The organism is Pseudoalteromonas sp. NSLLW218, from assembly GCF_015864775.1.
In the GTDB taxonomy this organism is placed as follows: domain Bacteria; phylum Pseudomonadota; class Gammaproteobacteria; order Enterobacterales; family Alteromonadaceae; genus Pseudoalteromonas.
In genome coordinates this window covers 23,955-47,157 of record NZ_JADYWO010000009.1, presented here as the reverse complement: position 1 = coordinate 47,157, position 23,203 = coordinate 23,955, and the positions used below count along the sequence as shown (strand labels likewise).

The following is a 23,203-nucleotide window of genomic DNA, read 5'->3' as shown; positions in this document are numbered from 1 at the left end:
TCCACTCACTTAATGCCAATTAGGAAACACGTATGACAACAAAGCAACTATCATCACTTTTTGTATTTAATTTATTAGTTGTAAGTGCACAAGCGAATGCAAACCAGCGCTGGTACGTTGTTAACGACTCAGTAATGGGCGGTGTATCTAATAGCCAAGTAACACAAACTCAAGAAAGTTTGCTTTTTACAGGCAATGTTTCGCTTGATAATAACGGCGGTTTTGCATCAATACGTACAGAGCTAAATACACAAAGCCAAAATACTAAAGCTATAGCGCTGCGTGTTAAAGGCGATGGACAAACCTATCAGCTTAGGCTCAGAACTACCAATTACCTTGATGGCGCAGCGTACACCCACTCATTTAAAACAGTAAAAAATGAATGGGTAGATATAAACTTTGCTCCGAGTGATTTTATTTTAACGTATCGCGGTCGCGTGCTTGAGCAGCAGGTTATTATTGATCTTGACGATATAAAACAGCTAGGCTTTATGATTGCAGGCAAACAAGAAGGTAAGTTTAAACTTGAAGTGGGTAAAATTGAGTTTAAAAGCTAACCCACCAGCATGTTGGTGGCGCTAAATAGTATAGTCGTCGCCTCGCCTTTTCATTTCACTAATAACCAGCTCAACCATTTGTTGTTTTATTGCTGCTTGTTCTGACTTTAGCTCACCTAATTGCAGCTCAAGCCTATCTATTTGATCTTGCTGTTGCGTGTTTTTATATTTTTTAGAACTTAGGGCGTGTTGACCTTTGTGGATTGAAATTTGTTCAAACTAGGGGCGATTTAATTGCGGCGCGAGATTTGTAACCTAGTGGGCTAAGTAAAAACCGAGCAACAAAGAGTAAATTGCCCCTAGGCAGAACCCTTCGGGCAGCGCATGTTTGGTATTTATGCTGCGTTATCGCCTATTTATGGGGAGTAACCACACTACATAGGCTCTGCCTTGCCTAAATACCAAACATACTGCTGCAAATTCAACCACGAAGGGTCAACACGCCCTAGATGCTCTGCATCTAAAGTTAAACTCGTATCACTTTTATTTAGCTCACTTGCAGAAGTATTTATAGTTAAACTGCGTTGTACGGGACTTTGTTTAAGTTTGTTAATTTGTTCTTGCAGCGCAATAACTCGTCCAGTGAAGTGTTTATATACTTTTTTAAGGTTTTTATATTGATTGCCAAACGTTGCATTATCTTCACTGTATTGCTGCGCTTTAGTATCTAGAAACTTTGATAACACATATTTTGGCTCTTCCTCATTTTCTTCCTCGCTCTTTTCTTCACTCGCTTTTTCAACAGCTAGTTTATCTGATTGCGCTAAAGGTTGAGTATTTGAGCTGTGTACTTGGTATGGAATGGGAGCCGCTGAAACCTTCATTATTTTGTCCCTAAAATAGCTTTGCCTCTTTTATAGGTATCGACCTCGTATTAAAATCCTTGAGTAAATTTTATTGTTAGCTAAAAGCAAAAAGCCCCACTTTATTAAAGTAGGGCTTATACCAATTTATTAAACTAACTCGTTGCTTACTTAGTGCTTTGGTTATCTTGTGAGAGCGCAATAAGTGCAAGTGCCGCATTTAGGCGGGTATTTAAATTATTATAAATAGTCATGCCAAACACACCAATAATACAAACCATTAAACCCATTTGTAAGTTAACGCTCATCTCTAGTAAAAAAACAGCTGCAACGAGTAAGCACAGCGCTAATGCATAAATAATAGATTGAAAGGTAAAATTAATATCACCCTTGGCTATTTTAAGTAATTCGTCTTTATTCATAACTTACTTCCTTGTTATTTAATTTAATCACTCAGACTCAATTGCCAGTAACTCTACTTCAAAAATAAGTACTGAGGCAGGAGGAATACTCCCTACACGCTTTTCGCCGTACGCTAATTGGTGCGGTACATATAACGTGTATTTATCGCCCGGGCTCATAAGTTGTAAGCCCTCAGTCCAACCTTTAATAACTTGGTGCAAACCAAAGCTAATAGGTGTTTTACGCTCTACTGAACTGTCAAACACAGTGCCGTCGATTAGTGTGCCGTGGTAATGCACGTTAACCATACTTGTTGGGCTCGGTGTGTTCTCACTCTCACCTTTATGCACTATTTTGTACTGTAAGCCTGATGTGGTTTCGACTACACCCTCTACCTTTGCGTTAGCGGCTAAATAGTCTGCACCTATTTGTGCATTTATGCCTGCTTGTTGTTTTGCTTTTTTACTATTTTGAAATATTAAAAAACAAAAAATGGCGATAACTACCGCCAAAATTATATTAATCATCATTAACCTTTTTCGTTGTCTAGCTTTTCATTATCTGGCTCTTCGTCTTTTTCGTCATCATCGCCGTTTACTATGTCGGCAATCTCTTTAAGACGAGCAAGCGCAATACCGTTTACTGAGATTTCTGGATACTGGTCATCAATAATATCGCCAGCTTCTATATCCATTAATAAGTTAAGCGCTTGGTCTACGGTTTCAACTGCGTAAATATTAAATTTACCCGCATCAACCGCATTAAGTATTTCATCATCAAGCACTAAGTTAACTTGGTTTGATTTAGGAATGATAACGCCTTGCGAACCTGTTAAACCACGCATTTTACACAGTTTAAAAAAGCCTTCTATTTTTTCGTTTACGCCGCCAATGGCTTGTACATCACCATGTTGGTTAATAGAGCCTGTAAGCGCAATTGATTGGCTAATAGGTAGGCTTGTAATAGACGAAATAAGCGCACACAACTCTGCTAAAGATGCGCTATCACCATCTATGTAGCCATAGCTTTGCTCAATAGCAATATTAGCGCTAAGCGTTAAGCTAAAGTGCTGCGCATATTTATTACCTAAATAACCGGTAAGCAACATAACACCTTTTGAGTGAATTGCTTTACCAAGCTCAGCTTCGCGTTCAACATCTATTACGCCATCGGCGCCCGCATAAACCGTTGCCGTAATACGCGCAGGAGTACCAAATGAGGTATCGCCAATGTGTAATACGGTTAAGCCATTTACTTTACCAATGGCTTGGCCGTCGGTTGCAATAAGTGTGTGACCTTCTTTTATATCACTGAGCATATTTTCGCTAATTTGGCCGGTACGGTATTGCTTGCCTTCAATGGCCTCGTCAATATGGTGCGCGTCAATAACGGCTAATTTGTCTTGTTTTGCGTAGTAACTGGCTTCTGCAATAAGTTCAAGCACATCAGCAAAACGCGCTGATAATTTATTTTGATGCTCAGCTTGGCGGTAACTAAATTTAAGTAAACGCACCATAGCAGCCTGGGTTGCAGTGCACTTTAATGTTTGCTCGCAATACTCGGTTACTTTAGTAATAAACTGATATTGCAATTTATCGCTACTTGGCAAGTAATAATCAAAGTCGGCTAATACTCTAAATAGCTCTGCAAATTCTTCATCGTATTCACCTATGGTGTAGTACAACTCACGCGAACCTAATAAAATAATTTTAACGTCAAGCGGTATAAGCTGCGGGCGAAGTGTAAAGCTCGTCCCTACTGTGCTGTCTTGATACGGTAAATCGTTTTTAATTTGATGTGTTTTTAACGCAAGTTTTAAACCATCCCACACTTGTGGGTTTGCCATGATTTTTTCAGCGTCCATAATTAAATAACCGCCATTAGCACGGTGCAATGCACCGGCCTGAATTGAGCGATAACAGGTAATTAAAGAGCCTTGCGAAGTTGAGTACTCAATTTTGCCAAATATATTGCCAAATGTTGGGTTAGGCTCGTACACAACCGGTGCGGCGTCGTCCTCTTTAAACTCAACTAAAATATTAGGTGCAAAAAAGTCGGTAAGCATGCCTTTGCGATCAAAGTCTTCTTTGCTTTCTTCACTTTCATCTTCGTCATCGAGCCATTCAAGTACCGCGTCTATAATTTCAACGCGTATATCTTTTAAATAACGCAGTACGCCAATGTGAGTTGCGTATTTATGTTCTAAGTCTTTTAAAAGTGGTTTAGTGGCTTGCTCTGCAGTCGACTTTTTAAGATTGCGTTGTTTTTCTTTTGATTCTCGTTTCCAACGTGGCAGCTCTATTAACGCTTCTATTAATGCATCTTCGAGTTTTTCTATTTTTTCAAAAAATTCTTCACGCAATGTTTCTTCAAGTTCGCCAAATTCACTGTCGCTTAACTGTTTACCATCAACAAGTGGTGCAAACCCTACAGAATTTTTTTCTTCGACTAACGCAACGCTTTGTTCAAGTGCGGCAATTTCTACTGCGGTAATAGCACTATCGTAGGCATCGTTAAACTCACGATCGATTGATTTTTTCTTACGCTGATACGCTGGGTTATCAAATGCAGCAGGAAAGGTGTCGAGTACTTCATCTAAAAATGAATCTATGTCGTCACTAAGTTGCTTACTTTGGCCCGGTTGCATAAACAGCGCAATAGGTTCTCTGTGGTCATCGTAATTATTTACGTATAACCATTCGTTTGGCGTTGAGCGGTCTTTTGCGTGTTGTTTAAGTTTGTCTTTAACAAGCGTAAAGCGCCCGTGAGCGGCCTCGCCCATTACATAAACGTTGTAACCCGGCAGTTCCATCCCTAATGAAAAATCTAAAGCACTTTGGGCGCGTTGTTGGCCTATAAACGTAAGTTGCTCTGGGTATGGATTGCTCATACACGTGTTTACGTGATTAGTAGAAATACTCGGTGCGAGCTTTGAAACAGATAGTGGCAGCAATTTTTTCGTCATTCTAACTTCTTTTTTTACCAGCATATTCGCTGGCCTTTGGGCGTATTAAGTGGCCCGCAGCCACTTAATACTTATATTTAAGGGTGCAGTGCCTTACGACTAAAATAGATTCCATCACACTCAATACACGGTGTAATTTGTGTAGCGTGATAAACATCGTAACTATGGGTGCAATTCTTACATACTAATGTGCCCATGGCTATCCATTCGCCTGCGTGATACACACCATTGTGCTTAAAATCTTGACTAAGAGATTGCCACTCAAGTTGAGTTTTATCTTCTATGTGCGAAAGTTCAAACCAAAGAGACTCTTTAAGCTCTTGCCATGCAAGCGAATTATAGTGTGATTCGTTTTCTTGGACATGTTCTATATCGCGCTGTAAGTAACTTTTGTATAACCCGTACTTTTCTTGTCCTAAATCTTTAAGTGCCTGCTCAGATTCAACAAACCGAGTAACTGTATCTTTTACTTCGTGATCTTTTACATCTTTTAGCCAGTTGGTTAAATCGCTGAGCCATGCTTTATAATCTGCCATTTTATACTCCTTCAAAATTGCTGTTAAATCACCCTATAACTTAGATAAGTATAGGTTAACCTGAACTGAAGGTTATAATTTATCAAAACCGCGTTTTTGACGCTGTGAATAGCACTTTATTTGGGGTATCCTAATGGCAATTTTTTATTAGTTTGCAAGAAGTCTGGAACCATAGATGCAAGAGCAATATAACCCGCAAGATATAGAGTCAAAAGTACAAAGCTACTGGGAAGAAAACCAGGTATTTAAAGTCACTGAAGATGAGAGCAAAGAAAAGTATTACTGCCTTTCTATGTTCCCTTATCCGAGTGGTCGACTGCATATGGGTCATGTGCGCAACTACACCATTGGTGATGTTGTTTCTCGTTTCCAGCGCCTGCAAGGCAAAAACGTAATGCAACCTATGGGTTGGGATGCGTTTGGTTTACCTGCAGAAAACGCTGCTATTAAAAACAAAACAGCACCAGCTAAGTGGACATACGAAAATATTGATTACATGCGTACCCAACTTAAGCAATTAGGTTTTGGTTATGACTGGGATCGCGAAATTGCGACATGTCATCCAGAATACTACAAGTGGGAGCAGTGGTTTTTCACTAAGCTTTACGAAAAAGGCCTAGTGTATAAAAAAATGTCGACAGTTAACTGGGATCCAGTGGATCAAACCGTATTAGCTAACGAGCAAGTTATTGACGGTCGCGGTTGGCGTTCAGGCGCTGTGGTTGAGCAAAAAGAAATTCCACAGTGGTTTATTAAAATAACCGACTACGCACAAGAGCTACTTGACGATTTAGACAAGTTAGAAGATTGGCCAGAGCAAGTTAAAACAATGCAGCGCAACTGGATTGGCCGCTCTGAAGGGTGTGATATTGAATTTAAACGCACCGATAACGACGAAACATTTAGCGTATACACAACACGTCCAGATACCTTTATGGGTGTTACGTATGTTGCTGTTGCCGGTGGTCACCCTATTGCGCAAGAAGCCGCTAAAAATAGCGACGCTATTGCAATGTTTGTTGAAGAATGCAAAAACACCAAAGTTGCCGAAGCAGACATGGCAACAATGGAGAAAAAAGGCATTGCAACAGGCTTTTACGCCACTCACCCATTAACGGGCGAGCAAGTACCAATTTGGGTCGCTAACTTTGTATTAATGCATTACGGCTCAGGCGCTGTTATGGCAGTACCTGCACACGACCAACGCGACTTTGAGTTTGCAACAGCGTACGGCCTAGATATAAAACAAGTTATTGCGCCTGCTGAGGGTTCAGATCTTGAAGTAAACCTAAAAGAATCAGCATTTACCGATAAAGGCGTACTTGTAAACTCGGGTGAATTTAACGGTCTAGATTTTGAAGCTGGTTTTAAAGCGATTGCCGATAAATTAGAAGCACTCGGTGTTGGTGAGCGTAAGGTAAACTTCCGCCTGCGTGACTGGGGTGTGAGCCGTCAGCGCTATTGGGGTTCTCCAATTCCAATGCTTAGCGATGAAGATGGTAAAGAACTTGCGGCTACTGAAGATATGCTACCAGTTCGCTTACCAGAAGATGTGGTAATGAACGGTGTAACGTCACCACTTAAAGCAGACCCAGAATGGGCTAAAACAACAGTAAATGGCGCACCTGCGTTTCACGAGACTGATACGTTTGACACCTTTATGGAATCGTCTTGGTACTACGCACGCTACTGTAGCCCACGCTACGACGAAGGCATGCTAGACCCTGCGGCTGCTAACTACTGGTTACCAGTAAACCAATACATTGGTGGTATTGAGCATGCAATTTTACATTTATTGTACTCGCGCTTTTTCCATAAATTATTACGTGACTTTGGTTTAGTAAACTCAGACGAGCCGTTTGACCGCTTACTTTGTCAAGGTATGGTACTTGCTGAAACATTTTATCGTAAAGATGAAAAAGGCGGCGACATTTGGATTTCGCCAAGCGATGTAAACACCGAAACCGACGATAAAGGCCGCGTAACTAAAGCATGGCATAAGGAAGACGGCGAGCCGGTATTCTCATCAGGCATGAGCAAAATGTCTAAGTCTAAAAACAATGGTATAGACCCACAACATGTAATTGCCCAGTATGGTGCAGATACAGTGCGTTTATTCATGATGTTTACAGCACCACCAGAGCAAACGCTTGAATGGTCAGACTCGGGTGTTGAAGGCGCGCATCGTTTCTTAAAACGTGTATGGAAATACGCGGTAGACGTTAAAACAGTAGGTTACCAAGCACTTGATAAATCGGCGCTAACTAACCCACAAAAAGTATTACGTCGTGACTTACACAAAGCCATTGCTAAAGTGACTGACGATGTTGAACGTCGTCAAACCTTTAACACCGCTATTGCCGCTATTATGGAGCTTTCTAATAAGTTATTAAAAGCACCACTGAGCGACAAGCAAGATGTAGCCATTGCCAACGAAGCACTTGAAGCATTAATCATTATGCTTGCACCTATTACTCCGCATTTATCGCATGAGCTTTGGAAAGAGCTTGGTAAAGAAGGTGAAATTTTAGATGCGCCATGGCCAAAAGTTGACGATTCGGCTCTTGTTGAAGATGAAAAATTAATCATCGTGCAAGTAAACGGCAAGCTTCGCGCTAAGTTAACTGTGGCAGCTGATGCAACTCAAGAGCAAGTAGAAGCCCTTGCGTTTGCAGAATCTAACGTAACTAAATTTACTGATGGCTCAACCATTCGTAAAATCATTTACGTACCAGGCAAGCTACTTAACGTGGTAGCTAACTAATATGGCTGCATTTAACGCCATTAAAAATGGACTAGCCTTAGTGCTAGTCTGTTTTTTGTTATCAAGCTGTGGCTTTCATTTAAAAAAAGCCTCTAGCCTGCCTGATAACTTAAAACAGCTAACACTTGTAGGCGATGACGAAAAATCGACTTTATTCACTGAGCTTAAAAAAGAGCTTAAAGCGAGTAACGTAGAGTTAGTATCGTCAGCTAAAGATAAAGCCCAATTGTATTTACGTAAAGAAAGCATTGAACGCCAAACACTTTCGCTGTTCCAAAACGGCCAGGTTGCTGAATACGAGCTCGCTTATGGCGTATCGTATGTAGTTAAACGCCCAGGTGAAAAAGCGATAGAAAAACGTTTTGAGCTTTATCGTAATTACCAAGACGATCCGGATCATGCATTAGCAAAAGCAAAAGAGCTTGAACTACTTATTAGCGAAATTCGTGAGCAGGCCAGTCGTCGTATTGTTAGAGAGCTGTCGCAACTATAATGCGCTGCTACGCTAATCAACTACCGAGTGAATTAAATAAAGGGCTAAAGCCCTTTTATTTAGTATTTGGAGAAGAGCCTTTTCAAGAAGCACAGTGCGTACAACAAATTCGCGACAGTGCTAAGCAACAAGGTTTTGATGAAGTAATTAAGTTTACTTTAATGCAAGGATTCGATTGGCAAGAAATCATAGCCCAGTACCAAAGCATGTCGTTGTTTAGCGCGCGCACTATTATTGAGCTTGATTTAAACCAACAAAAGCCAGGCGTTATTGGCAGCAATACCTTTAAAAAAGTGGTTGAACTCGTTAACCCCGATACTATTTTAATTGTTAAAGGCGCTAAAGCTAGCCAAGAAGTACAACGTGGAGCATGGTTTAAAGCCCTTGATAAGCAAGGCGTATTTGTTCCTTGTTACCCGCTTACAGGCACGCATGTAAAACGATGGCTTGACGATCAATGCCAACGTTTATCGCTTAATGTACAAAACGACGCCAAGGTAAGCTTAATTAATGCCACTGAAGGCAACTTATTAGCGTGTTTCCAGGAGCTTGAAAAGCTCTCGCTACTGCACGGCAATGCATTAATTACTCAGCAATTAGTAATGCAAGGACTGTTAAATCAAGCCAAATTTGATATTTTTGATTTAAGTGATGCACTGTTAAATGGCCACGCCAAACAAGCTATAAAAGTATTAAATAAACTTGCCAGCGATAACACTGAAGTCGTGAGCATATTGTGGGCTATAACCAAAGAGCTTAATACACTTATAAGTGTGCAACTTGGTTTATTAAATGGCGAACCTATCGCTAATTTATTTAAACAAAAAGCAATTTGGAAAAACCAACAAGGTCCAGTTCAAAACGCAATTAACCGTTTAAATATGCACACGCTTGAGCAAATAAACAGTGATGTAGCGTTGTTTGATGCCAGTTACAAGCAAGGTAATTTAATTGCACCTTACCAAGCGCTTGCTCATATTTGTATTAAGTTTTGCCAGCCGCTCAACATTCCTATGCCGTGCCACGCGGTTAATTAATAAATAACTAATGGGTGTTAAATGATCGCAATTTTTGGTGGCACTTTCGACCCAGTCCATTTAGGCCATCTAAATATGGCGCAGCAATGCGTAAATGCGTTTAATTTAGATACGCTTTACTTTATGCCCTGTGCACTCCCTGCTCATAAAGCAGCTCCGGGTATTAGTACACAGCACCGAATTAATATGCTCAACGCAGCCATTGCACCTTATCCTCATTTTGAACTCGATTTAAGAGAACTTAATCGAACCGGTCCATCGTATTCGTTGCTGAGCTTACAAGAACTTCGTAAAGAGCACCCCACTACACCTATTTTATTTTTAATTGGTATGGACTCATTTAACAACCTAGATAAGTGGTTTGAGTGGAAGGCAATAACGCAGCTTTGCCATATTGTGGTGTATCAACGCCCTGCTCAAAATTGCACTGTAAAAGGTGAGCTTAAAAGCTATATGCAACACGCAAATGCCAGCGAAGTAGCAACACTTAAACACTCACTTGCAGGTAAACTTTATTTTTTACCGGGCGAAATGCTCGATGCGGCCTCAAGTACAATTCGTAAGCAGCTGAAAAAAAGTAATAAAAAGAATGAACTATTACCCGATGCAGTGAGTCATTACATAGAAGTGCATCAGCTCTATCAAATTGATGCTTAAAAACTCCTAGCGTGTTAAAATGCGCGCCATTAAATTTTTAAATTGAGACAAAACCTTGGATTCAAAACAACTACTCGCCTTTGCTATGGACAAAATTGACGATATGAAAGCGCGTGACATCGTTCATATTGACGTAACTGGAACATCAGATATCACAGATTACATGGTAATTTGTTCTGGTACTTCTAAACGCCACGTACAGTCAATTGCAGATCATTTAGCAAAAGAAGCACGTCACGCAGATTCAGAACCATTAGGTTATGAAGGTGAAGGCGACGGCGAATGGGCACTGGTTGATTTAGGTGATGTGGTTGTACACGTGATGCAAAACGAAGCACGTAGCTATTACGATCTAGAAAAACTGTGGGGCTAAACGCTCACTCATTTTAGACAATGCTTGGAAGTAATACGTGAAAATACAAATGATTGCTGTTGGTACCAAAATGCCAGCATGGGTAGAAACGGGATTTGCAGAATATCAGCGCCGTTTCCCTAAAGATATGGCCCTAGAGTTAATTGAAATTCAAGCCGGAAAACGTGGTAAAAATGCGGATATCAAACGTATTTTACACATTGAAGGTGAAAAAACATTAGCGGCTATTCCAAAAGGCAATCGTATTGTAACGTTAGAGGTAACAGGGAAAGCGCTGGATACTCACCAACTTGCTAAAAATATGGAAAAATGGCAACTCGATGGCCGCGATGTAAGTTTACTTATTGGCGGACCTGAAGGACTTGCTCCAGAGTGCATTGCGGCTTCTGAGCAAAAATGGTCGTTGTCTAATTTAACATTGCCGCACCCTTTGGTGCGTATAATTGTTGCAGAGAGCCTTTACCGAGGCTGGAGCTTAAATAACAACCATCCTTATCATCGCGAGTAACGCCTTGCCATGCTAAAACATAGACCCACTATTCGTGACCACTCCGCAGAAGCAAACTTATTTGCTAGGCGAGCATTCGTGGGTTTTGTTTTTGTATTAGGATTAGTCGCAGTATTGCTTTCTAATCTTTATACTATTCAGGTAGAAGATCACCAAGACTACCAAACTCGCTCCAATGATAACCGCATTAAAGTTATTCCTATTGCACCCAACCGTGGTTTAATTTACGACCGTAATGGTGTACTACTTGCTGAAAACAAACCTGTTTACAACCTTGAAGTCATCCCCGAAGAGGTAGATGACCTTGACGAATCGCTTGATCAAATAAGTAAAATAATTGCGATTACAGAGCAAGATAAACAAGACTTTTTAAAAGATATAAAACACACCCGTCGTTTTAAATCACAAGTATTAAAAGCCCGCTTAGACGAAACAGAAGTGGCGAAATTTTCGGTTAATCAACATAAATTCCCTGGTTTTAGTATTGAGGCACGTCTGGCTCGTTACTACCCATTTGGCGACACGCTAACGCATGCGCTTGGATATGTTGCCAAGCTTAATAGAAAAGAGCTAAACCAATTAGAACAAGAAGACCGTGCAACCAATTACCGTGCTACATATGATATTGGCAAGCTCGGATTAGAAAAATACTATGAAGAAACATTGCACGGTAAAGTGGGCTCACAACGAGTAGAAGTTAATAACCGTGGCCGTGTAATTCGCACTCTAAGCATGACCCAGCCACAACCTGGTAGCGATTTAGTACTTACCTTAGACATTGGCTTGCAACAAATTGCACAGCATGGCCTTAAAGATATGCGTGGCGCTGTTGTCGTTATGGATGCAAAAGATGGTGGCGTGCTTGCGCTTTATTCAAACCCAAGTTACGACCCTAATTTATTTGTGCATGGCATTAGCAGCAAAAATTATAAAGCGTTACTTAACCAAGACCGTCCGTTAATAAACCGTACTACGCAAGGTCGTTATGCACCAGCCTCTACTGTAAAACCTTTAATGGCAGTATTAGCGCTTGAAGAAAACATAGTAAATGAAACAACATCGATGTGGGACCCGGGCTTTTTTCAAATTCCAAACGTCGAGCACAAATGGCGAGATTGGAAACGCTGGGGACATGGCCACGTTGATGTATACAAAGCGATTGAAGAATCCTGCGATACCTACTTTTACGATGCAGCTTATCGATTAGGCATTACTAAAATAAGCGACTTTATGGCGCGCTTTGGCTACGGTGATTTATCAGGAATTGATATTCACGAAGAAACCACAGCGATTCTCCCTTCAAAAGAATGGAAAGAAGGTCGTTTTAAAGAGTCTTGGTGGCGCGGCGATACAATTTCGGTAGGTATCGGTCAAGGTTACTGGACTGCCACACCAATTCAAATAGCAAACGCAACTAACATACTAGTTAATCGTGGTATTAACCACCCACCCCATTTGGTGCAAGTGGTAAAAAAAGATAACGACGTAACGCAAATAAATAATGAAGAAAAACCCCCTGTTATTTTAAAAGATCCCCGCCATTGGCAGGTATCGTTAGATGCAATGCATAACACGGTTAAAAAAATATCAGGTACAGCACACAAAGCATTTAAAGGCACTAACTACGACTCGGCTGGTAAAACAGGTACTGCGCAAATAGTCAGTATTGCCCAAGGTGAGCGTTACGATGCCAAATCACTTAAAGAACGCCAACGCGATAATACGATTTATGTAGGTTTTGCACCTTACAACGATCCAAAAATTGTGGTTTCTGTTGTATTAGAAAACAACCACGGCGGTATTCAAATTGCCCGCCAACTTATGGATTACTACTTTGCAGCCAATCCAGTTAATCTTGCAAGGAACGATACACCATGACCGCTTTGCACGATAAACGCTCTATTTGGATGCGTATGCATCTAGATTTACCATTGCTTATTGCATTACTTATAATGATGGCTGGTAGCATAATGGTTGTATACAGCGCCAGTGGTCAAGAATCCTCAATGATGATTAGACATATGACCCGTATGGGCGGCGCGATTGTTGCTATGGTTGTTTTAGCTCAGTTTTCGCCTGCCACATTAAAGCGTTTAGTGATCCCCCTTTATTGCGTTGGTTTATTAATGTTAGTCGGTGTACTTTTGTTTGGCGTAAGCTCAAAAGGCGCGCAGCGCTGGCTTGATTTAGGTGTTACACGGTTTCAGCCTGCAGAACTAATGAAGCTGGCAGTACCGATGATGGTAGCTTGGTATATAGGACGTAATCACTTACCTCCTCGGCCAATGCACTTAATTATTGGTTTTATGATTGTAATGCTCCCTACATTATTAATTAAAGAACAACCCGATTTAGGCACCGCTATACTTATTGCAAGTTCAGGTATATTTGTCTTGTTTTTGTCTGGTTTAAGTTGGCGCTTAATCGGTTTTTTAAGCTCTATTGTAGCGCTTGCCGCATGGCCATTTTGGCACTACGGTATGCACGATTATCAAAAGCAGCGTGTACTCACCTTTTTGGACCCTGAGAGCGATCCGCTTGGTTCTGGTTATCATATTATTCAATCTAAAATTGCTATTGGTTCAGGCGGTATAGAAGGTAAAGGCTGGCTACTTGGCACACAATCGCAACTAGAATTTTTGCCAGAGCGCCACACCGATTTTATATTTTCAGTTTTAAGCGAAGAATTTGGTTTATTTGGCGTATGTGTTTTACTTAGCCTGTACTTATTTATTATTGGCCGTGGTTTATATATTGCTGTTAATGCACAAGATGCATTTGGTAAATTGCTCGCAGGCGCGCTCACCCTCACCTTTTTTGTGTATGTATTTGTAAACATAGGCATGGTCTCGGGTTTATTACCTGTTGTAGGCGTACCTTTACCACTGATTAGTTATGGTGGTACATCGATGGTGACGTTAATGGCAGGATTTGGCATTATTATGTCAATCGCAACAGATAAAAGGATGCTTTTAAAATAATGCGACACACTAATCAGCTTATATTTACCACGTTATTAATTGTGCTTTTAAGTGCATGTAGTAGCGGCTCTAGTAGCCGTTATAGCATGCGCCATGATGCAGCACCACTTAGAGCACCGACCACACTTGAGATGCAAGACGCTATAGTTACCGAAGTTACTAAAAGTGCCAGCGCTAGCCGTCCGTATACAGTGCTTGGTAAAAGTTATTCGCCCATGCTTGATGAGACAGGCTTTAGCGAGGAAGGTGTGGCCTCTTGGTATGGTCGTAAGTTTCATGGTTACCACACCTCAAATGGTGAAACGTACGATATGTTTGCCATGACCGCTGCGCATAAAACGCTGCCACTACCTAGCTTTGTTAAAGTAACCAATACAGCAAATGGTAAATCGGTAATTGTGCGCGTAAACGACCGGGGCCCGTTTCATGACGATAGAATAATTGACCTTTCGTACGCAGCCGCTTATAAGCTTGGCTATTACACCCATGGTACAGCAAAGGTTAAGCTAGAGGCCGTTACGCTTGCGGGCGCAACTGCGCGTCAAACCTATATTCAGGTAGCTGCAGGTAGTACACTTGCTAACATTGAAGCACTTGCCAGCACATTGCGAGAGCAATACAAATTACCAACAAATATCGTTCAAAAAGACGATATTTACAGATTGCATTTAGGGCCAATAAAAGACACCCCTCATGCAGACGAAGTATTAAAAAAATTAAAACAAAATCAATTTCAAAACGCGTTCTTGCTTTACACTCAGTAAGACCTTTAGAATGGCGTAACGCGAATCTTTAACTTTAACCATTAATGAGTATGATGAAATCTATTAAACAAAAAATCCTCAAAGGTGTATGCGGCCTAGTTTGTACAGCCGCCGTATTCTCAGCCAGCGCCCAAATTATTCCGGCACCACCTCAAGTTAATGCAAAAGGTTATTTTTTAGTCGACTTTACAACTGGTAAAGTAATTGCTGAAGGTGAAGCTGACACACAGCTAGCACCTGCAAGTTTAACTAAAATGATGACCAGTTATGTAATTGGTACTGAAATTAAAGCGGGTAATATTGCCACTACCGATATGGTAACGGTAAGCGAAAAAGCATGGGCTAAAAACTTCCCAGAATCTTCAAAGATGTTTATTGAAGTAGGTAAGCAAATTAGTGTTGATCAGCTTAACCACGGTATTATTATCCAATCAGGTAATGATGCATGTGTTGCAATGGCTGAGCATATCGCTGGAAGCGAAAGCGCATTTGCTGATTTAATGAATGCCCATGCTGCTAAATTAGGTATGAGCAACAGTCACTTTATCAACAGCCACGGCCTTGATACTGACGAGCACTTCACAACTCCTCGCGATATGGCGACACTCGGTGCTGCACTTATTCGTGATGTGCCAGACGAATACGCACTTTATAAGCAAAAATCATTTACTTATAACGGTATTAAGCAATATAACCGTAATTCATTATTGTGGGACGAAAGCTTAGATGTTGATGGCATTAAAACTGGCCATACATCAGAAGCAGGCTACAGCCTAGTTACCTCAGCAACTAAGAACGATATGCGTTTAATTGCTGTTGTTATGGGTACTTCAAGCGAACGCGCTCGTAAAGTAGAAAGCAAAAAACTACTTAACTATGGTTTTCGCTTTTATGAAACAATTACTCCGTACAAGGCAGGCGATAGCTTTGCAGAGCAACGTATTTGGATGGGTAACAAAGAGAACGTATCTTTAGGTATTTTAGAAGATACACCAATTACTATCCCACGTGGTCAGCACAAAAACCTTAAAGCTAACTTTGAGCTAGATAACACGCTTGAAGCACCCCTTGCTAAAGGTACTAAAGTAGGTACGTTATTCTTACAACTAGAGGGTGAAGATATTGCTCAATACCCACTAGTCACACTTGAAGAAGTGGAAGAAGGCAGCTTCTTTAGCAAAATTTATGATTACTTACGCTTACAGATAATGCAGTAATTTATAGCTCCCCTATTAACTAGGGTAACTAATTTAAACGTCTCCACTGTGAGGCGTTTTTTTTTGCTTGAAAAATGTTAGAATGCGCCCCATATAAGCAAGACTGCTAATTGCCTATCTGTATTAAGCTTCAAGCTTGCATAGAGTCCACACTTTTGTATGAGGAGTCACCGTCGTGGTTCAACCTGTTAAAGATACTAAATTTGATGAGTACCTAGAGTACCCTTGCCCATTTACATTCAGAATAATGGGTTTAGCTAATGTAAACTTAACTGATCAAATTTTAGCTAAGTTACAACCAATAGCACCTGGCGATTACGCCCCTAAAGTAAAACCAAGCAGCAAAGGTAATTACGAGTCAGTAAGCCTTGTAGCAACGGTTACTAGTGGCAAACACATTGAAGAAATTTACAACGTGATCAGCAATATTGATGACGTACGCCATATGCTTTAAGCCATAGTTGAGATTTGTTGTGAACGAAAACACTTTGATCGTACGCCAACTGGGTCGTCAGCGTTATATGCCAATTTGGCAAAAAATGCAGGATTTTACCGACACCCGTGATGAAAATACGCCAGATGAAATTTGGCTTGTAGAGCACGAGAGTGTATTCACTCAAGGTCAGGCTGGTAAGGACGAACACTTACTGGCTCCTGGCGACATTGAGGTGATTAAAGTTGACCGTGGCGGACAAGTAACTTATCACGGCCCTGGCCAACAAATGATGTATGTATTATTTAATCTACGTCGTTTAAAGATTGGTGTACGTGAACTGGTTACATGGCTTGAAGAGTGCATTATTGAGTCACTCGCCGAGTATGGTATTGAAGCTTACGCTAAAGCTGATGCACCAGGTGTATACGTTAACGACAGCAAAATTGCATCCCTTGGGTTAAGGGTTCGTCGTGGTTGCTCGTTTCATGGCTTAGCATTAAATGTTAACATGGACCTAAGTCCATTTTTACGCATTAACCCATGTGGTTATGCGGGCATGAATATGGTGCAAACTAAAGAATTAGATGGTCCTCAAAACCTAGAAAGTGCAGGTGAAGGATTGGTAAAACACATGATCAAGAAGCTTAATGCAACACAGGTTAAGCATACTGAAGGGTTTGAAAACGAATGAATAAACCAGTCAAAATGGAACCAGGTGTAAAACTACGCGACGCAGAAAAAATGGCGTTGATCCCAGTAAAAGTTTTACCTACAGAAAAAACTGAAATGTTGCGTAAGCCAGAATGGTTAAAAATTCGCTTACCTAAATCAACCGATCGCATTGACGGCATTAAAAAAGCGCTACGTAAGCATGGCTTACACTCGGTATGTGAAGAGGCTTCGTGCCCTAACCTATCTGAATGCTTTAACCACGGTACAGCCACCTTTATGATTTTAGGTGCTATTTGTACTCGTCGTTGCCCATTTTGTGATGTTGCTCATGGTCGCCCATTAAAACCTGATGCCACTGAACCTGAAAAGCTAGCACTAACTATTAAAGATATGAAGCTAAGCTACGTTGTAATCACTTCGGTTGACCGTGATGATTTACGCGATGGTGGTGCACAGCACTTTGCCGATTGTATTCGCGAAATTCGTAAGCACAATCCAACTATTACTATAGAAATTTTAGTACCTGATTTTCGTGGTCGTATGGACCGCGCACTAGAGATATTAATCGAGACGCCACCAGATGTGTTTAACCACAATCTTGAAACTGCGCCACGTTTATACAAACTAGCTCGCCCAGGTGCTGACTACAAATGGTCATTAGAATTACTTCGTCGCTTTAAAGAAGCTCACCCAGAAGTTAAAACTAAATCAGGCTTAATGGTAGGTTTAGGTGAAGAAATTAGCGAGATTGAAGAAGTACTTCGCGATTTACGTGCACACAACGTTGACATGCTAACTGTAGGCCAATATCTACAACCTTCTAAGCATCACTTACCGGTTAAACGCTACGTGCCACCAGTAGAGTTTGACGGCTTAAAAGCGTATGCAGACGAAATTGGCTTTACTCACGCGGCTTCAGGTCCGTTTGTACGCTCAAGCTACCATGCTGATCAACAAGCAGCGGGTAAAGAAGTAAAATAACTACTTTTATCAAAGAACAAAAAAAGCCGTTAATAATGCATAATTATTAACGGCTTTTTCATGCTAATTGATCAAATAGCTTACTGCGCTAACTTACCTTTAGTGATAGAAAAATCAGCAAACCTAACACGTTCTTCATCAATTCGAAGACTGTCGGTTTCAACAATTGAGCGGTATATTCCCCACTTAGGACGAGCAAAATCATCATCACTAAAGCCGCGCCACATATCTATGTTTTGCTCGCTTATATTAAATATCACTGCGTTGTCGCTTAAGCGCGTTAATGTCATATCAAGCTTACCACTTTCACTAAATGTAGCTTGTACAAACACCTCGACCCATTCATCTGTAATTAAAGACCAGTCGGTTTCAATTAAGTTTCTATCGAGACCCGTACTGTTGCCGTTTTCATCAAACCCCGCGCTATATCGAACCTGTAGTTGATTACCTGTACTATTTTTTTGTGCACCTGAGAGAGTGATAATAGGCTGATCGTCATTACCATTGGTGTTGTCGTTACTCTCGTTACGGGCTTTTATTTGAAAAAAATGGCTAAACTTACTCGTAAGCTCAAGCTCGCTACTTACTTTAAATTTCCAGCTGTATTGAAATGTCTCGCCCTTCAACGCCAGTGTTTTTTGTGGTGATTTATCGTAGGTTTTTATTTCATTACGTTGTCTGTCACTTGCACCTTTGTCTTTATCTTGGTCATCATCTCGGTGGGCTAAAAATACAAAATGATTACCAATTATCGTATCGGTATCTTCGATAATATGGACAACACTTTCATGATTGCCAACGTATAAGTCTGGAGATTCAATTGACCCTTCGCCGAATGCATTTTCAATAAGTGTATATGCGCCAAGTCCCGAATCTACACCATCTGATTGTAATAACACGTTCGAAATGTTCTCAAAGCCATCAGCTTGAGCTATTGGTGCACCTACAACTGTTATGATAATTTGTGCGCTAGTACCATCTACAGAGTTTACTGTTATTGTGTCTTGCAGTGTTTCCCCCTCATTGAGAGATGTTATTGAAGTATTTAAATCATCAAGTGTGTATGACCAATCTCCACCAGCATTTAAGCTAAAAAAACCATAGATTGTAGCGCTATTTTCTTGTGCTTTAAAAGCAGCCTCGCCGAGTTGTTGATCAGTAATAGTTAATGAACCTGTTATTGCATCATTACTATTACTAATAACTTCGCCTCGGCTATTGCCACCAATTATTGCAGGAGTTTGTAAAGTAATCGCTTCATTATTTTTTATCGTAGAATCAGAGCCCGAGCTGCCACAACCAACAACTAAACAATATAGAAGTGCGGTTGTAATTACATTACACAGTTTAAGATTATATTTAGGCATTGTTAGCTTTATGGTTAATAGTAAGTTAATAAAACATAAACTTACCAATTAACTATGCAAATAACCACAACTCAATTACCAATTAACATGACCAATTTGATGGCAATCTATTTAAAATTATAAAAGCTATGTTTTTTCAGTGCGATACAAACAATTATTCCTATAGAACGTTTATTTATATATGTTTTAAAATAAAATTAGGTTAAAGCTGAGTTACTTGAGATAATTAGTACTGACATAATTATTTAGGTTCATTATGAAACTATTAGTTCGTAACTTGTCTCGTGCTACCACTGAGCATGAGCTTCGTACTTTATTTGCAGAGCACGGTAAAGTGACTACCTGTAACTTAGTACTTGATAAAGAAACTGGCCAATCTAAAGGCTTTGCCTTTTTAGAAATGCCAAACGACATAGAAAGTAAAAGCGCCATTAAAGCACTTAACCAATCTACTGTTGATAAAAGTAAGATCCGCGTAAAGCTTGCAGACGCATAAAGCTAACTGCAACTTATACTAAAAAACCAGCTAATGCTGGTTTTTTGCTTTTAGTGCCAAGTATTGTATTTAAGCTTTATATTTAACTAAAAAAACTAAGCGGTTATTAAGCCGCTTTTTTTATACTTATAGTGCCCAATATTATAAAAGAAGCAGACAACACAAAAAATGTCTCCTGCTCAGCTAATATTGCAGCAGCAAAAAATGCAATGCCACTAGCTATAAATAAATACCCACTTTTTTTACATTGGCTCATTATGTGCTCCTTTAGGTTGTTCGTTATTTATACACCTTATAAAATCAATCTGCAATTGAATGAAAAGTTCTCTATAAAAATTCGACATCGCTGCGGTGCTTCCTTTATATTGAAAGCCTAATTAAATAACAATATGAAGACTATGGCATCTACTCTTTTAAAAAGCGCTAGCCTAAGCCTGCTAGTTGCACTATTTGGCTGCTCGGAGCCTGCAAGCGAACACACCCCATTAGAAAATACAGCCGGTGTAAGCCTTAGCAATATTAAGCAGCATATTAAAACGCTAGCCTCTGATGATTTTCAAGGCCGAGGCCCGCTTACTCATGGTGAAGTGAAAACTGTAGGCTACTTAAGCGAGCAATATAAAGCGCTGGGTTTAACAGGCGCTTATAAAGGCAAATACTTACAGCCTGTAAAAATGGCAATGGTGACAGCTGATCAGGATATGCAGTTAAAGGTAGGTGATTTGAGCTTTGAATCAGGTAAAGACTTTACCGCACGTACCGAGCAACTTCAGCCATTAATTGATGTAAGAAGCTCTGACGTTGTATTTGCGGGCTACGGTATTAATGCGCCAGAATATAACTGGAATGACTATAAAAATATTGATGTAACAGGTAAAACAGTGGTTGTGCTAGTTAACGACCCAGGCTTTGCTACTCAAAACGATGCCCTTTTTACTGGTAATGCAATGACCTACTACGGTCGCTGGACTTATAAGTATGAAGAAGCCGCTCGCCAAGGTGCAAAGGCTGTATTTATTGTTCATGAAACCGCACCTGCAGCATACCCTTGGGGCGTAGTTGAAAGTTCAAACACCGGCACCAAATACACGTTAATGGATAACAATTTAAACGCGTCTAAATTACCGGTTATGGGCTGGCTAACACTTGATGCGACTGAGAAAATGTTTAACGCCGCAAAGCTAAACTATCAAGATTTAAAACAAGCAGCATTAAATGATGACTTTATAGCGACGCCACTTAACTTAAAAGCAAACCTTGCCTTTAAAAACGAAGTATCTCATGCAAAATCGCATAACGTAGTTGCACAAATTACAGGTAGCGAATCACCTGACGAATACGTTGTTATTAGCGCGCATTGGGACCACTTTGGTACTAAACAAACTGATACTGGCCCTAAGATTTATAACGGCGCAGTAGATAACGCTTCAGGCACTGCAGCCACGCTTGAAATAGCACGCATCATGAGCAAAATGAACAAGCAAAAACCATTTAGACGCTCAATTATTTTTGCTAACTTTACAGCAGAAGAAACGGGGTTAATTGGTTCTGAAGAATTTGCATCGGGTGCGGTAGTACCTACAAAACAAATGGTCGGTCTTTTAAATATTGATGGCATGAACGTGCTTGATGGCACTGACTACATTTTACAATACGGTAAAGATTTATCGACAATGGAAAACTATTTAGCAAAGGCTGCAAAATCACAAGGCCGTGTTGTTAAAATGGATCCTCGCCCGCAAAATGGCTTGTTTTTTAGATCAGATCATTTCTCGCTTTCTAAGCAAGGCGTGCCTAGTTTATTATTTATGAGCCTGGGCGATACCGATCCTGAGTACATTGCGCATAAGTATCATAAAGAAGCAGACGACTACTCAGCTGATTGGTCGTTAGGTGGTGTTAAGCAAGATATAGATCTTATTGTTGATATAGCCACACAGCTTGCAAACAATGGCGATTGGCCAAAGTGGACGAGCGAGTCTGACTTTAAAGCCAAACGCGCGCAAGATAAGCAATAAATAACTATTAATAGTTATGTAATATAAAAATCCTCCTACTTGGAGGATTTTTGCTTTAAACGAGCCCGCATTAATAGCGTTTCGGCCTTTGCTCCTAAATAAACATAAATAGCCAGTGCAATTAAAAGCCCCACTACTGCAAGCATCATCGCTATTGCAGGCATTAAATATTCCGATTGCCCCAGCGCCGCTTTAAACATAGTTAACAGCGCCTCAATTGATATAGCAATTAACACGGTAGATATAAACCGTGTAATAGTGCGCCGCGTAGATGAGTGCCTAAAAATATCCTTATGCATAAGGATTTCTTCTTCGAGTATTGTTTTACCTAAATCGAATACTGCTAATGCTAGGGTGATGTAAATAATGATACTAAAGGGTTCAAGTGGGTCTGATGAGGTATCTACATGGGTTAATAGCGCGTATATATCACTAAAAACGATATTCAGTAAAAATAATACTAAGCAAAATAAGCACGCAACAATAATACCGTAACCCGCTTTAAAGTAAGGCGACATATTAGCGCGCGCAGTATCACCCATTACAAACTCAATAAGCTGCGTTAAGCTCACATCAACGACCAAGTAATGTTGATTGTTAATTGGTTTTTTTAGTTCTTTAATCGCCGATATACATAAATGGTTAGTCGCTATAGAAATGTAGGGATCAGTAAAGCACACTCTATCACTTGTTTTAGCGTTCAAAAAATAGGGTCGCTCGCTTAAGTCTTGTTGATTACCACTTTCACCCAGTTGTTTGCTATATGCCCGTTTAAAGCAGACATTATTACCCTGCTGCAAACCTTCTGCATTTAAACAATATTGTAATTCTAGAAATGGGTACTGCTTAACCAGGTAGCGAGTATCACGCTCTTTAGTTAACCCATCCTCAATACTCATCAAGATAGATTCAAGTAAACTGTGTATTACATGCTCATATTCGTGGTAGCGCTCAACACTACTGATATAACTCATCCGTGCCATTTTAAACACTCATTAACCTAAGTTATCAATAGATTTGCAAGTTTAAAACCAATAATAAAATAACTTAACAATCAGCAACTTAATGATATTCAAACTCGTGTTTTGCACTACTTTGGTGAATAAATAATAAAATATTAAATTAAATGCACAAAAAAGCAGCTAAGTATTAATTACTTAGCTGCTTTGTGAGTAT

At 40.2% G+C, this 23,203-nt stretch carries 24 protein-coding genes; 16 read left to right on the top strand and 8 right to left on the bottom strand.

The genetic code is table 11. The annotated features are described in order from the left end of the window. The first annotated feature begins 32 nt into the window (after positions 1-32). A complete protein-coding gene (locus tag I6E80_RS14725) occupies positions 33-557 on the top strand; it encodes a CIA30 family protein (RefSeq protein ID WP_197185865.1) in 525 nt (174 codons plus the stop codon). Between the two features lie 374 nt (positions 558-931). Here I6E80_RS14725 and I6E80_RS14720 read toward each other — a convergent pair whose 3' ends face one another. The 5 genes from I6E80_RS14720 to I6E80_RS14700 all read right to left on the bottom strand — a co-directional run bounded on the left by I6E80_RS14720 (position 932) and on the right by I6E80_RS14700 (position 5,263). Beyond that, positions 932-1,381, bottom strand: coding sequence for a hypothetical protein (locus I6E80_RS14720; protein ID WP_231616803.1), 450 nt, complete (start codon positions 1,379-1,381; stop codon positions 932-934). A gap of 146 nt (positions 1,382-1,527) precedes the next feature. After that, on the bottom strand, positions 1,528-1,782 hold the full coding sequence (locus I6E80_RS14715) for a hypothetical protein (RefSeq protein ID WP_076924816.1): 255 nt from the start codon (positions 1,780-1,782) through the stop codon (positions 1,528-1,530). A 27-nt stretch (positions 1,783-1,809) separates the two neighbouring features. Continuing rightward, complete coding sequence (locus I6E80_RS14710) at positions 1,810-2,289, bottom strand: FKBP-type peptidyl-prolyl cis-trans isomerase (RefSeq protein ID WP_024598227.1); 480 nt, start codon at positions 2,287-2,289, stop codon at positions 1,810-1,812. A gap of 2 nt (positions 2,290-2,291) precedes the next feature. After that, positions 2,292-4,727 carry a Lon protease family protein gene (locus I6E80_RS14705; protein WP_231616802.1) on the bottom strand — a complete coding sequence of 812 codons (2,436 nt, stop codon included), beginning with the start codon at positions 4,725-4,727 and terminating at the stop codon, positions 2,292-2,294. A 77-nt stretch (positions 4,728-4,804) separates the two neighbouring features. Continuing rightward, a complete protein-coding gene (locus I6E80_RS14700) occupies positions 4,805-5,263 on the bottom strand; it encodes a hypothetical protein (protein ID WP_024598225.1) in 459 nt (152 codons plus the stop codon). A gap of 175 nt (positions 5,264-5,438) precedes the next feature. Between I6E80_RS14700 and leuS the strand changes: the two genes are divergently transcribed. The 13 genes from leuS (at position 5,439) to lipA (ending at position 18,146) form a co-directional block, all read left to right on the top strand. Beyond that, a complete protein-coding gene (gene leuS / locus I6E80_RS14695) occupies positions 5,439-8,027 on the top strand; it encodes a leucine--tRNA ligase (RefSeq protein ID WP_197185863.1) in 2,589 nt (862 codons plus the stop codon). A 1-nt stretch (position 8,028) separates the two neighbouring features. Next, positions 8,029-8,520 carry an LPS assembly lipoprotein LptE gene (gene lptE / locus I6E80_RS14690; RefSeq protein WP_010554703.1) on the top strand — a complete coding sequence of 164 codons (492 nt, stop codon included), beginning with the start codon at positions 8,029-8,031 and terminating at the stop codon, positions 8,518-8,520. Continuing rightward, on the top strand, positions 8,520-9,557 hold the full coding sequence (holA, locus tag I6E80_RS14685; protein WP_024598223.1) for a DNA polymerase III subunit delta: 1,038 nt from the start codon (positions 8,520-8,522) through the stop codon (positions 9,555-9,557). Before lptE ends, holA begins: the two co-directional genes overlap by 1 nt. Before the next feature lie 21 nt (positions 9,558-9,578). Then, positions 9,579-10,214, top strand: a complete 636-nt coding sequence (nadD, locus tag I6E80_RS14680; RefSeq protein WP_197185862.1) for a nicotinate-nucleotide adenylyltransferase — start codon at positions 9,579-9,581, stop codon at positions 10,212-10,214. 55 nt (positions 10,215-10,269) lie between these two features. Then, a complete protein-coding gene (gene rsfS, locus I6E80_RS14675; RefSeq protein WP_007585564.1) occupies positions 10,270-10,587 on the top strand; it encodes a ribosome silencing factor in 318 nt (105 codons plus the stop codon). Between the two features lie 37 nt (positions 10,588-10,624). Next, entirely contained in the window at positions 10,625-11,095 is a 471-nt protein-coding gene (gene rlmH, locus I6E80_RS14670; RefSeq protein ID WP_007585562.1) for a 23S rRNA (pseudouridine(1915)-N(3))-methyltransferase RlmH, read from the top strand. A 9-nt stretch (positions 11,096-11,104) separates the two neighbouring features. Further along, positions 11,105-12,973, top strand: a complete 1,869-nt coding sequence (gene mrdA, locus I6E80_RS14665; RefSeq protein WP_197185861.1) for a penicillin-binding protein 2 — start codon at positions 11,105-11,107, stop codon at positions 12,971-12,973. Next, positions 12,970-14,076: a rod shape-determining protein RodA gene (gene rodA, locus I6E80_RS14660; RefSeq protein ID WP_076924810.1), complete on the top strand. Its 1,107-nt coding sequence runs from the start codon at positions 12,970-12,972 to the stop codon at positions 14,074-14,076. The genes mrdA and rodA overlap by 4 nt, the downstream gene beginning before the upstream one ends. Then, positions 14,076-14,840 (top strand): septal ring lytic transglycosylase RlpA family protein, encoded by a 765-nt coding sequence (locus I6E80_RS14655; protein ID WP_197185860.1) that lies wholly within the window; start codon positions 14,076-14,078, stop codon positions 14,838-14,840. Before rodA ends, I6E80_RS14655 begins: the two co-directional genes overlap by 1 nt. Positions 14,841-14,893: 53 nt before the next feature. Continuing rightward, on the top strand, positions 14,894-16,057 hold the full coding sequence (locus tag I6E80_RS14650; RefSeq protein WP_024598218.1) for a serine hydrolase: 1,164 nt from the start codon (positions 14,894-14,896) through the stop codon (positions 16,055-16,057). 175 nt (positions 16,058-16,232) lie between these two features. Further along, a complete protein-coding gene (gene ybeD / locus I6E80_RS14645; protein WP_002958517.1) occupies positions 16,233-16,511 on the top strand; it encodes a DUF493 family protein YbeD in 279 nt (92 codons plus the stop codon). A gap of 19 nt (positions 16,512-16,530) precedes the next feature. Further along, positions 16,531-17,184 (top strand): lipoyl(octanoyl) transferase LipB, encoded by a 654-nt coding sequence (gene lipB / locus I6E80_RS14640; RefSeq protein ID WP_010554695.1) that lies wholly within the window; start codon positions 16,531-16,533, stop codon positions 17,182-17,184. Further along, the gene (lipA, locus tag I6E80_RS14635) at positions 17,181-18,146 is read left to right on the top strand and encodes a lipoyl synthase (protein ID WP_002958515.1); all 966 of its coding nucleotides are present in this window, start codon (positions 17,181-17,183) and stop codon (positions 18,144-18,146) included. The genes lipB and lipA overlap by 4 nt, the downstream gene beginning before the upstream one ends. Before the next feature lie 80 nt (positions 18,147-18,226). Here lipA and I6E80_RS14630 read toward each other — a convergent pair whose 3' ends face one another. Beyond that, on the bottom strand, positions 18,227-19,513 hold the full coding sequence (locus I6E80_RS14630; RefSeq protein ID WP_197185859.1) for a VCBS domain-containing protein: 1,287 nt from the start codon (positions 19,511-19,513) through the stop codon (positions 18,227-18,229). A gap of 256 nt (positions 19,514-19,769) precedes the next feature. Between I6E80_RS14630 and I6E80_RS14625 the strand changes: the two genes are divergently transcribed. After that, complete coding sequence (locus I6E80_RS14625) at positions 19,770-20,009, top strand: RNA-binding protein (protein WP_007585551.1); 240 nt, start codon at positions 19,770-19,772, stop codon at positions 20,007-20,009. Between the two features lie 106 nt (positions 20,010-20,115). On the opposite strand, the gene I6E80_RS14620 is transcribed toward I6E80_RS14625, so the two are convergent. Next, positions 20,116-20,265: a hypothetical protein gene (locus I6E80_RS14620; RefSeq protein ID WP_007585545.1), complete on the bottom strand. Its 150-nt coding sequence runs from the start codon at positions 20,263-20,265 to the stop codon at positions 20,116-20,118. 142 nt (positions 20,266-20,407) lie between these two features. Between I6E80_RS14620 and I6E80_RS14615 the strand changes: the two genes are divergently transcribed. Continuing rightward, a complete protein-coding gene (locus I6E80_RS14615; RefSeq protein WP_197185858.1) occupies positions 20,408-22,027 on the top strand; it encodes a M28 family metallopeptidase in 1,620 nt (539 codons plus the stop codon). Positions 22,028-22,062: 35 nt separating this feature from the next. On the opposite strand, the gene I6E80_RS14610 is transcribed toward I6E80_RS14615, so the two are convergent. Next, positions 22,063-23,010, bottom strand: coding sequence for a PDC sensor domain-containing protein (locus tag I6E80_RS14610; protein WP_197185857.1), 948 nt, complete (start codon positions 23,008-23,010; stop codon positions 22,063-22,065). Positions 23,011-23,203 lie beyond the last annotated feature (193 nt).

Bases quoted from the DNA above. Each gene is read 5' to 3' on its own strand.
- holA (WP_024598223.1), top strand. From the start codon at position 8,520: ATGCGCTGCTACGCTAATCAACTACCGAGTGAATTAAATAAAGGGCTA.
- I6E80_RS14710 (WP_024598227.1), bottom strand. From the start codon at position 2,289: ATGATTAATATAATTTTGGCGGTAGTTATCGCCATTTTTTGTTTTTTA.
- rodA (WP_076924810.1), top strand. From the start codon at position 12,970: ATGACCGCTTTGCACGATAAACGCTCTATTTGGATGCGTATGCATCTA.
- I6E80_RS14620 (WP_007585545.1), bottom strand. From the start codon at position 20,265: ATGAGCCAATGTAAAAAAAGTGGGTATTTATTTATAGCTAGTGGCATT.
- I6E80_RS14625 (WP_007585551.1), top strand. From the start codon at position 19,770: ATGAAACTATTAGTTCGTAACTTGTCTCGTGCTACCACTGAGCATGAG.
- I6E80_RS14630 (WP_197185859.1), bottom strand. From the start codon at position 19,513: ATGCCTAAATATAATCTTAAACTGTGTAATGTAATTACAACCGCACTT.
- leuS (WP_197185863.1), top strand. From the start codon at position 5,439: ATGCAAGAGCAATATAACCCGCAAGATATAGAGTCAAAAGTACAAAGC.
- I6E80_RS14720 (WP_231616803.1), bottom strand. From the start codon at position 1,381: ATGAAGGTTTCAGCGGCTCCCATTCCATACCAAGTACACAGCTCAAAT.
- I6E80_RS14715 (WP_076924816.1), bottom strand. From the start codon at position 1,782: ATGAATAAAGACGAATTACTTAAAATAGCCAAGGGTGATATTAATTTT.
- I6E80_RS14725 (WP_197185865.1), top strand. From the start codon at position 33: ATGACAACAAAGCAACTATCATCACTTTTTGTATTTAATTTATTAGTT.
- lptE (WP_010554703.1), top strand. From the start codon at position 8,029: ATGGCTGCATTTAACGCCATTAAAAATGGACTAGCCTTAGTGCTAGTC.
- I6E80_RS14705 (WP_231616802.1), bottom strand. From the start codon at position 4,727: ATGACGAAAAAATTGCTGCCACTATCTGTTTCAAAGCTCGCACCGAGT.
- I6E80_RS14700 (WP_024598225.1), bottom strand. From the start codon at position 5,263: ATGGCAGATTATAAAGCATGGCTCAGCGATTTAACCAACTGGCTAAAA.
- lipA (WP_002958515.1), top strand. From the start codon at position 17,181: ATGAATAAACCAGTCAAAATGGAACCAGGTGTAAAACTACGCGACGCA.
- nadD (WP_197185862.1), top strand. From the start codon at position 9,579: ATGATCGCAATTTTTGGTGGCACTTTCGACCCAGTCCATTTAGGCCAT.
- I6E80_RS14650 (WP_024598218.1), top strand. From the start codon at position 14,894: ATGAAATCTATTAAACAAAAAATCCTCAAAGGTGTATGCGGCCTAGTT.
- I6E80_RS14610 (WP_197185857.1), bottom strand. From the start codon at position 23,010: ATGGCACGGATGAGTTATATCAGTAGTGTTGAGCGCTACCACGAATAT.
- I6E80_RS14655 (WP_197185860.1), top strand. From the start codon at position 14,076: ATGCGACACACTAATCAGCTTATATTTACCACGTTATTAATTGTGCTT.
- mrdA (WP_197185861.1), top strand. From the start codon at position 11,105: ATGCTAAAACATAGACCCACTATTCGTGACCACTCCGCAGAAGCAAAC.
- I6E80_RS14615 (WP_197185858.1), top strand. From the start codon at position 20,408: ATGGCATCTACTCTTTTAAAAAGCGCTAGCCTAAGCCTGCTAGTTGCA.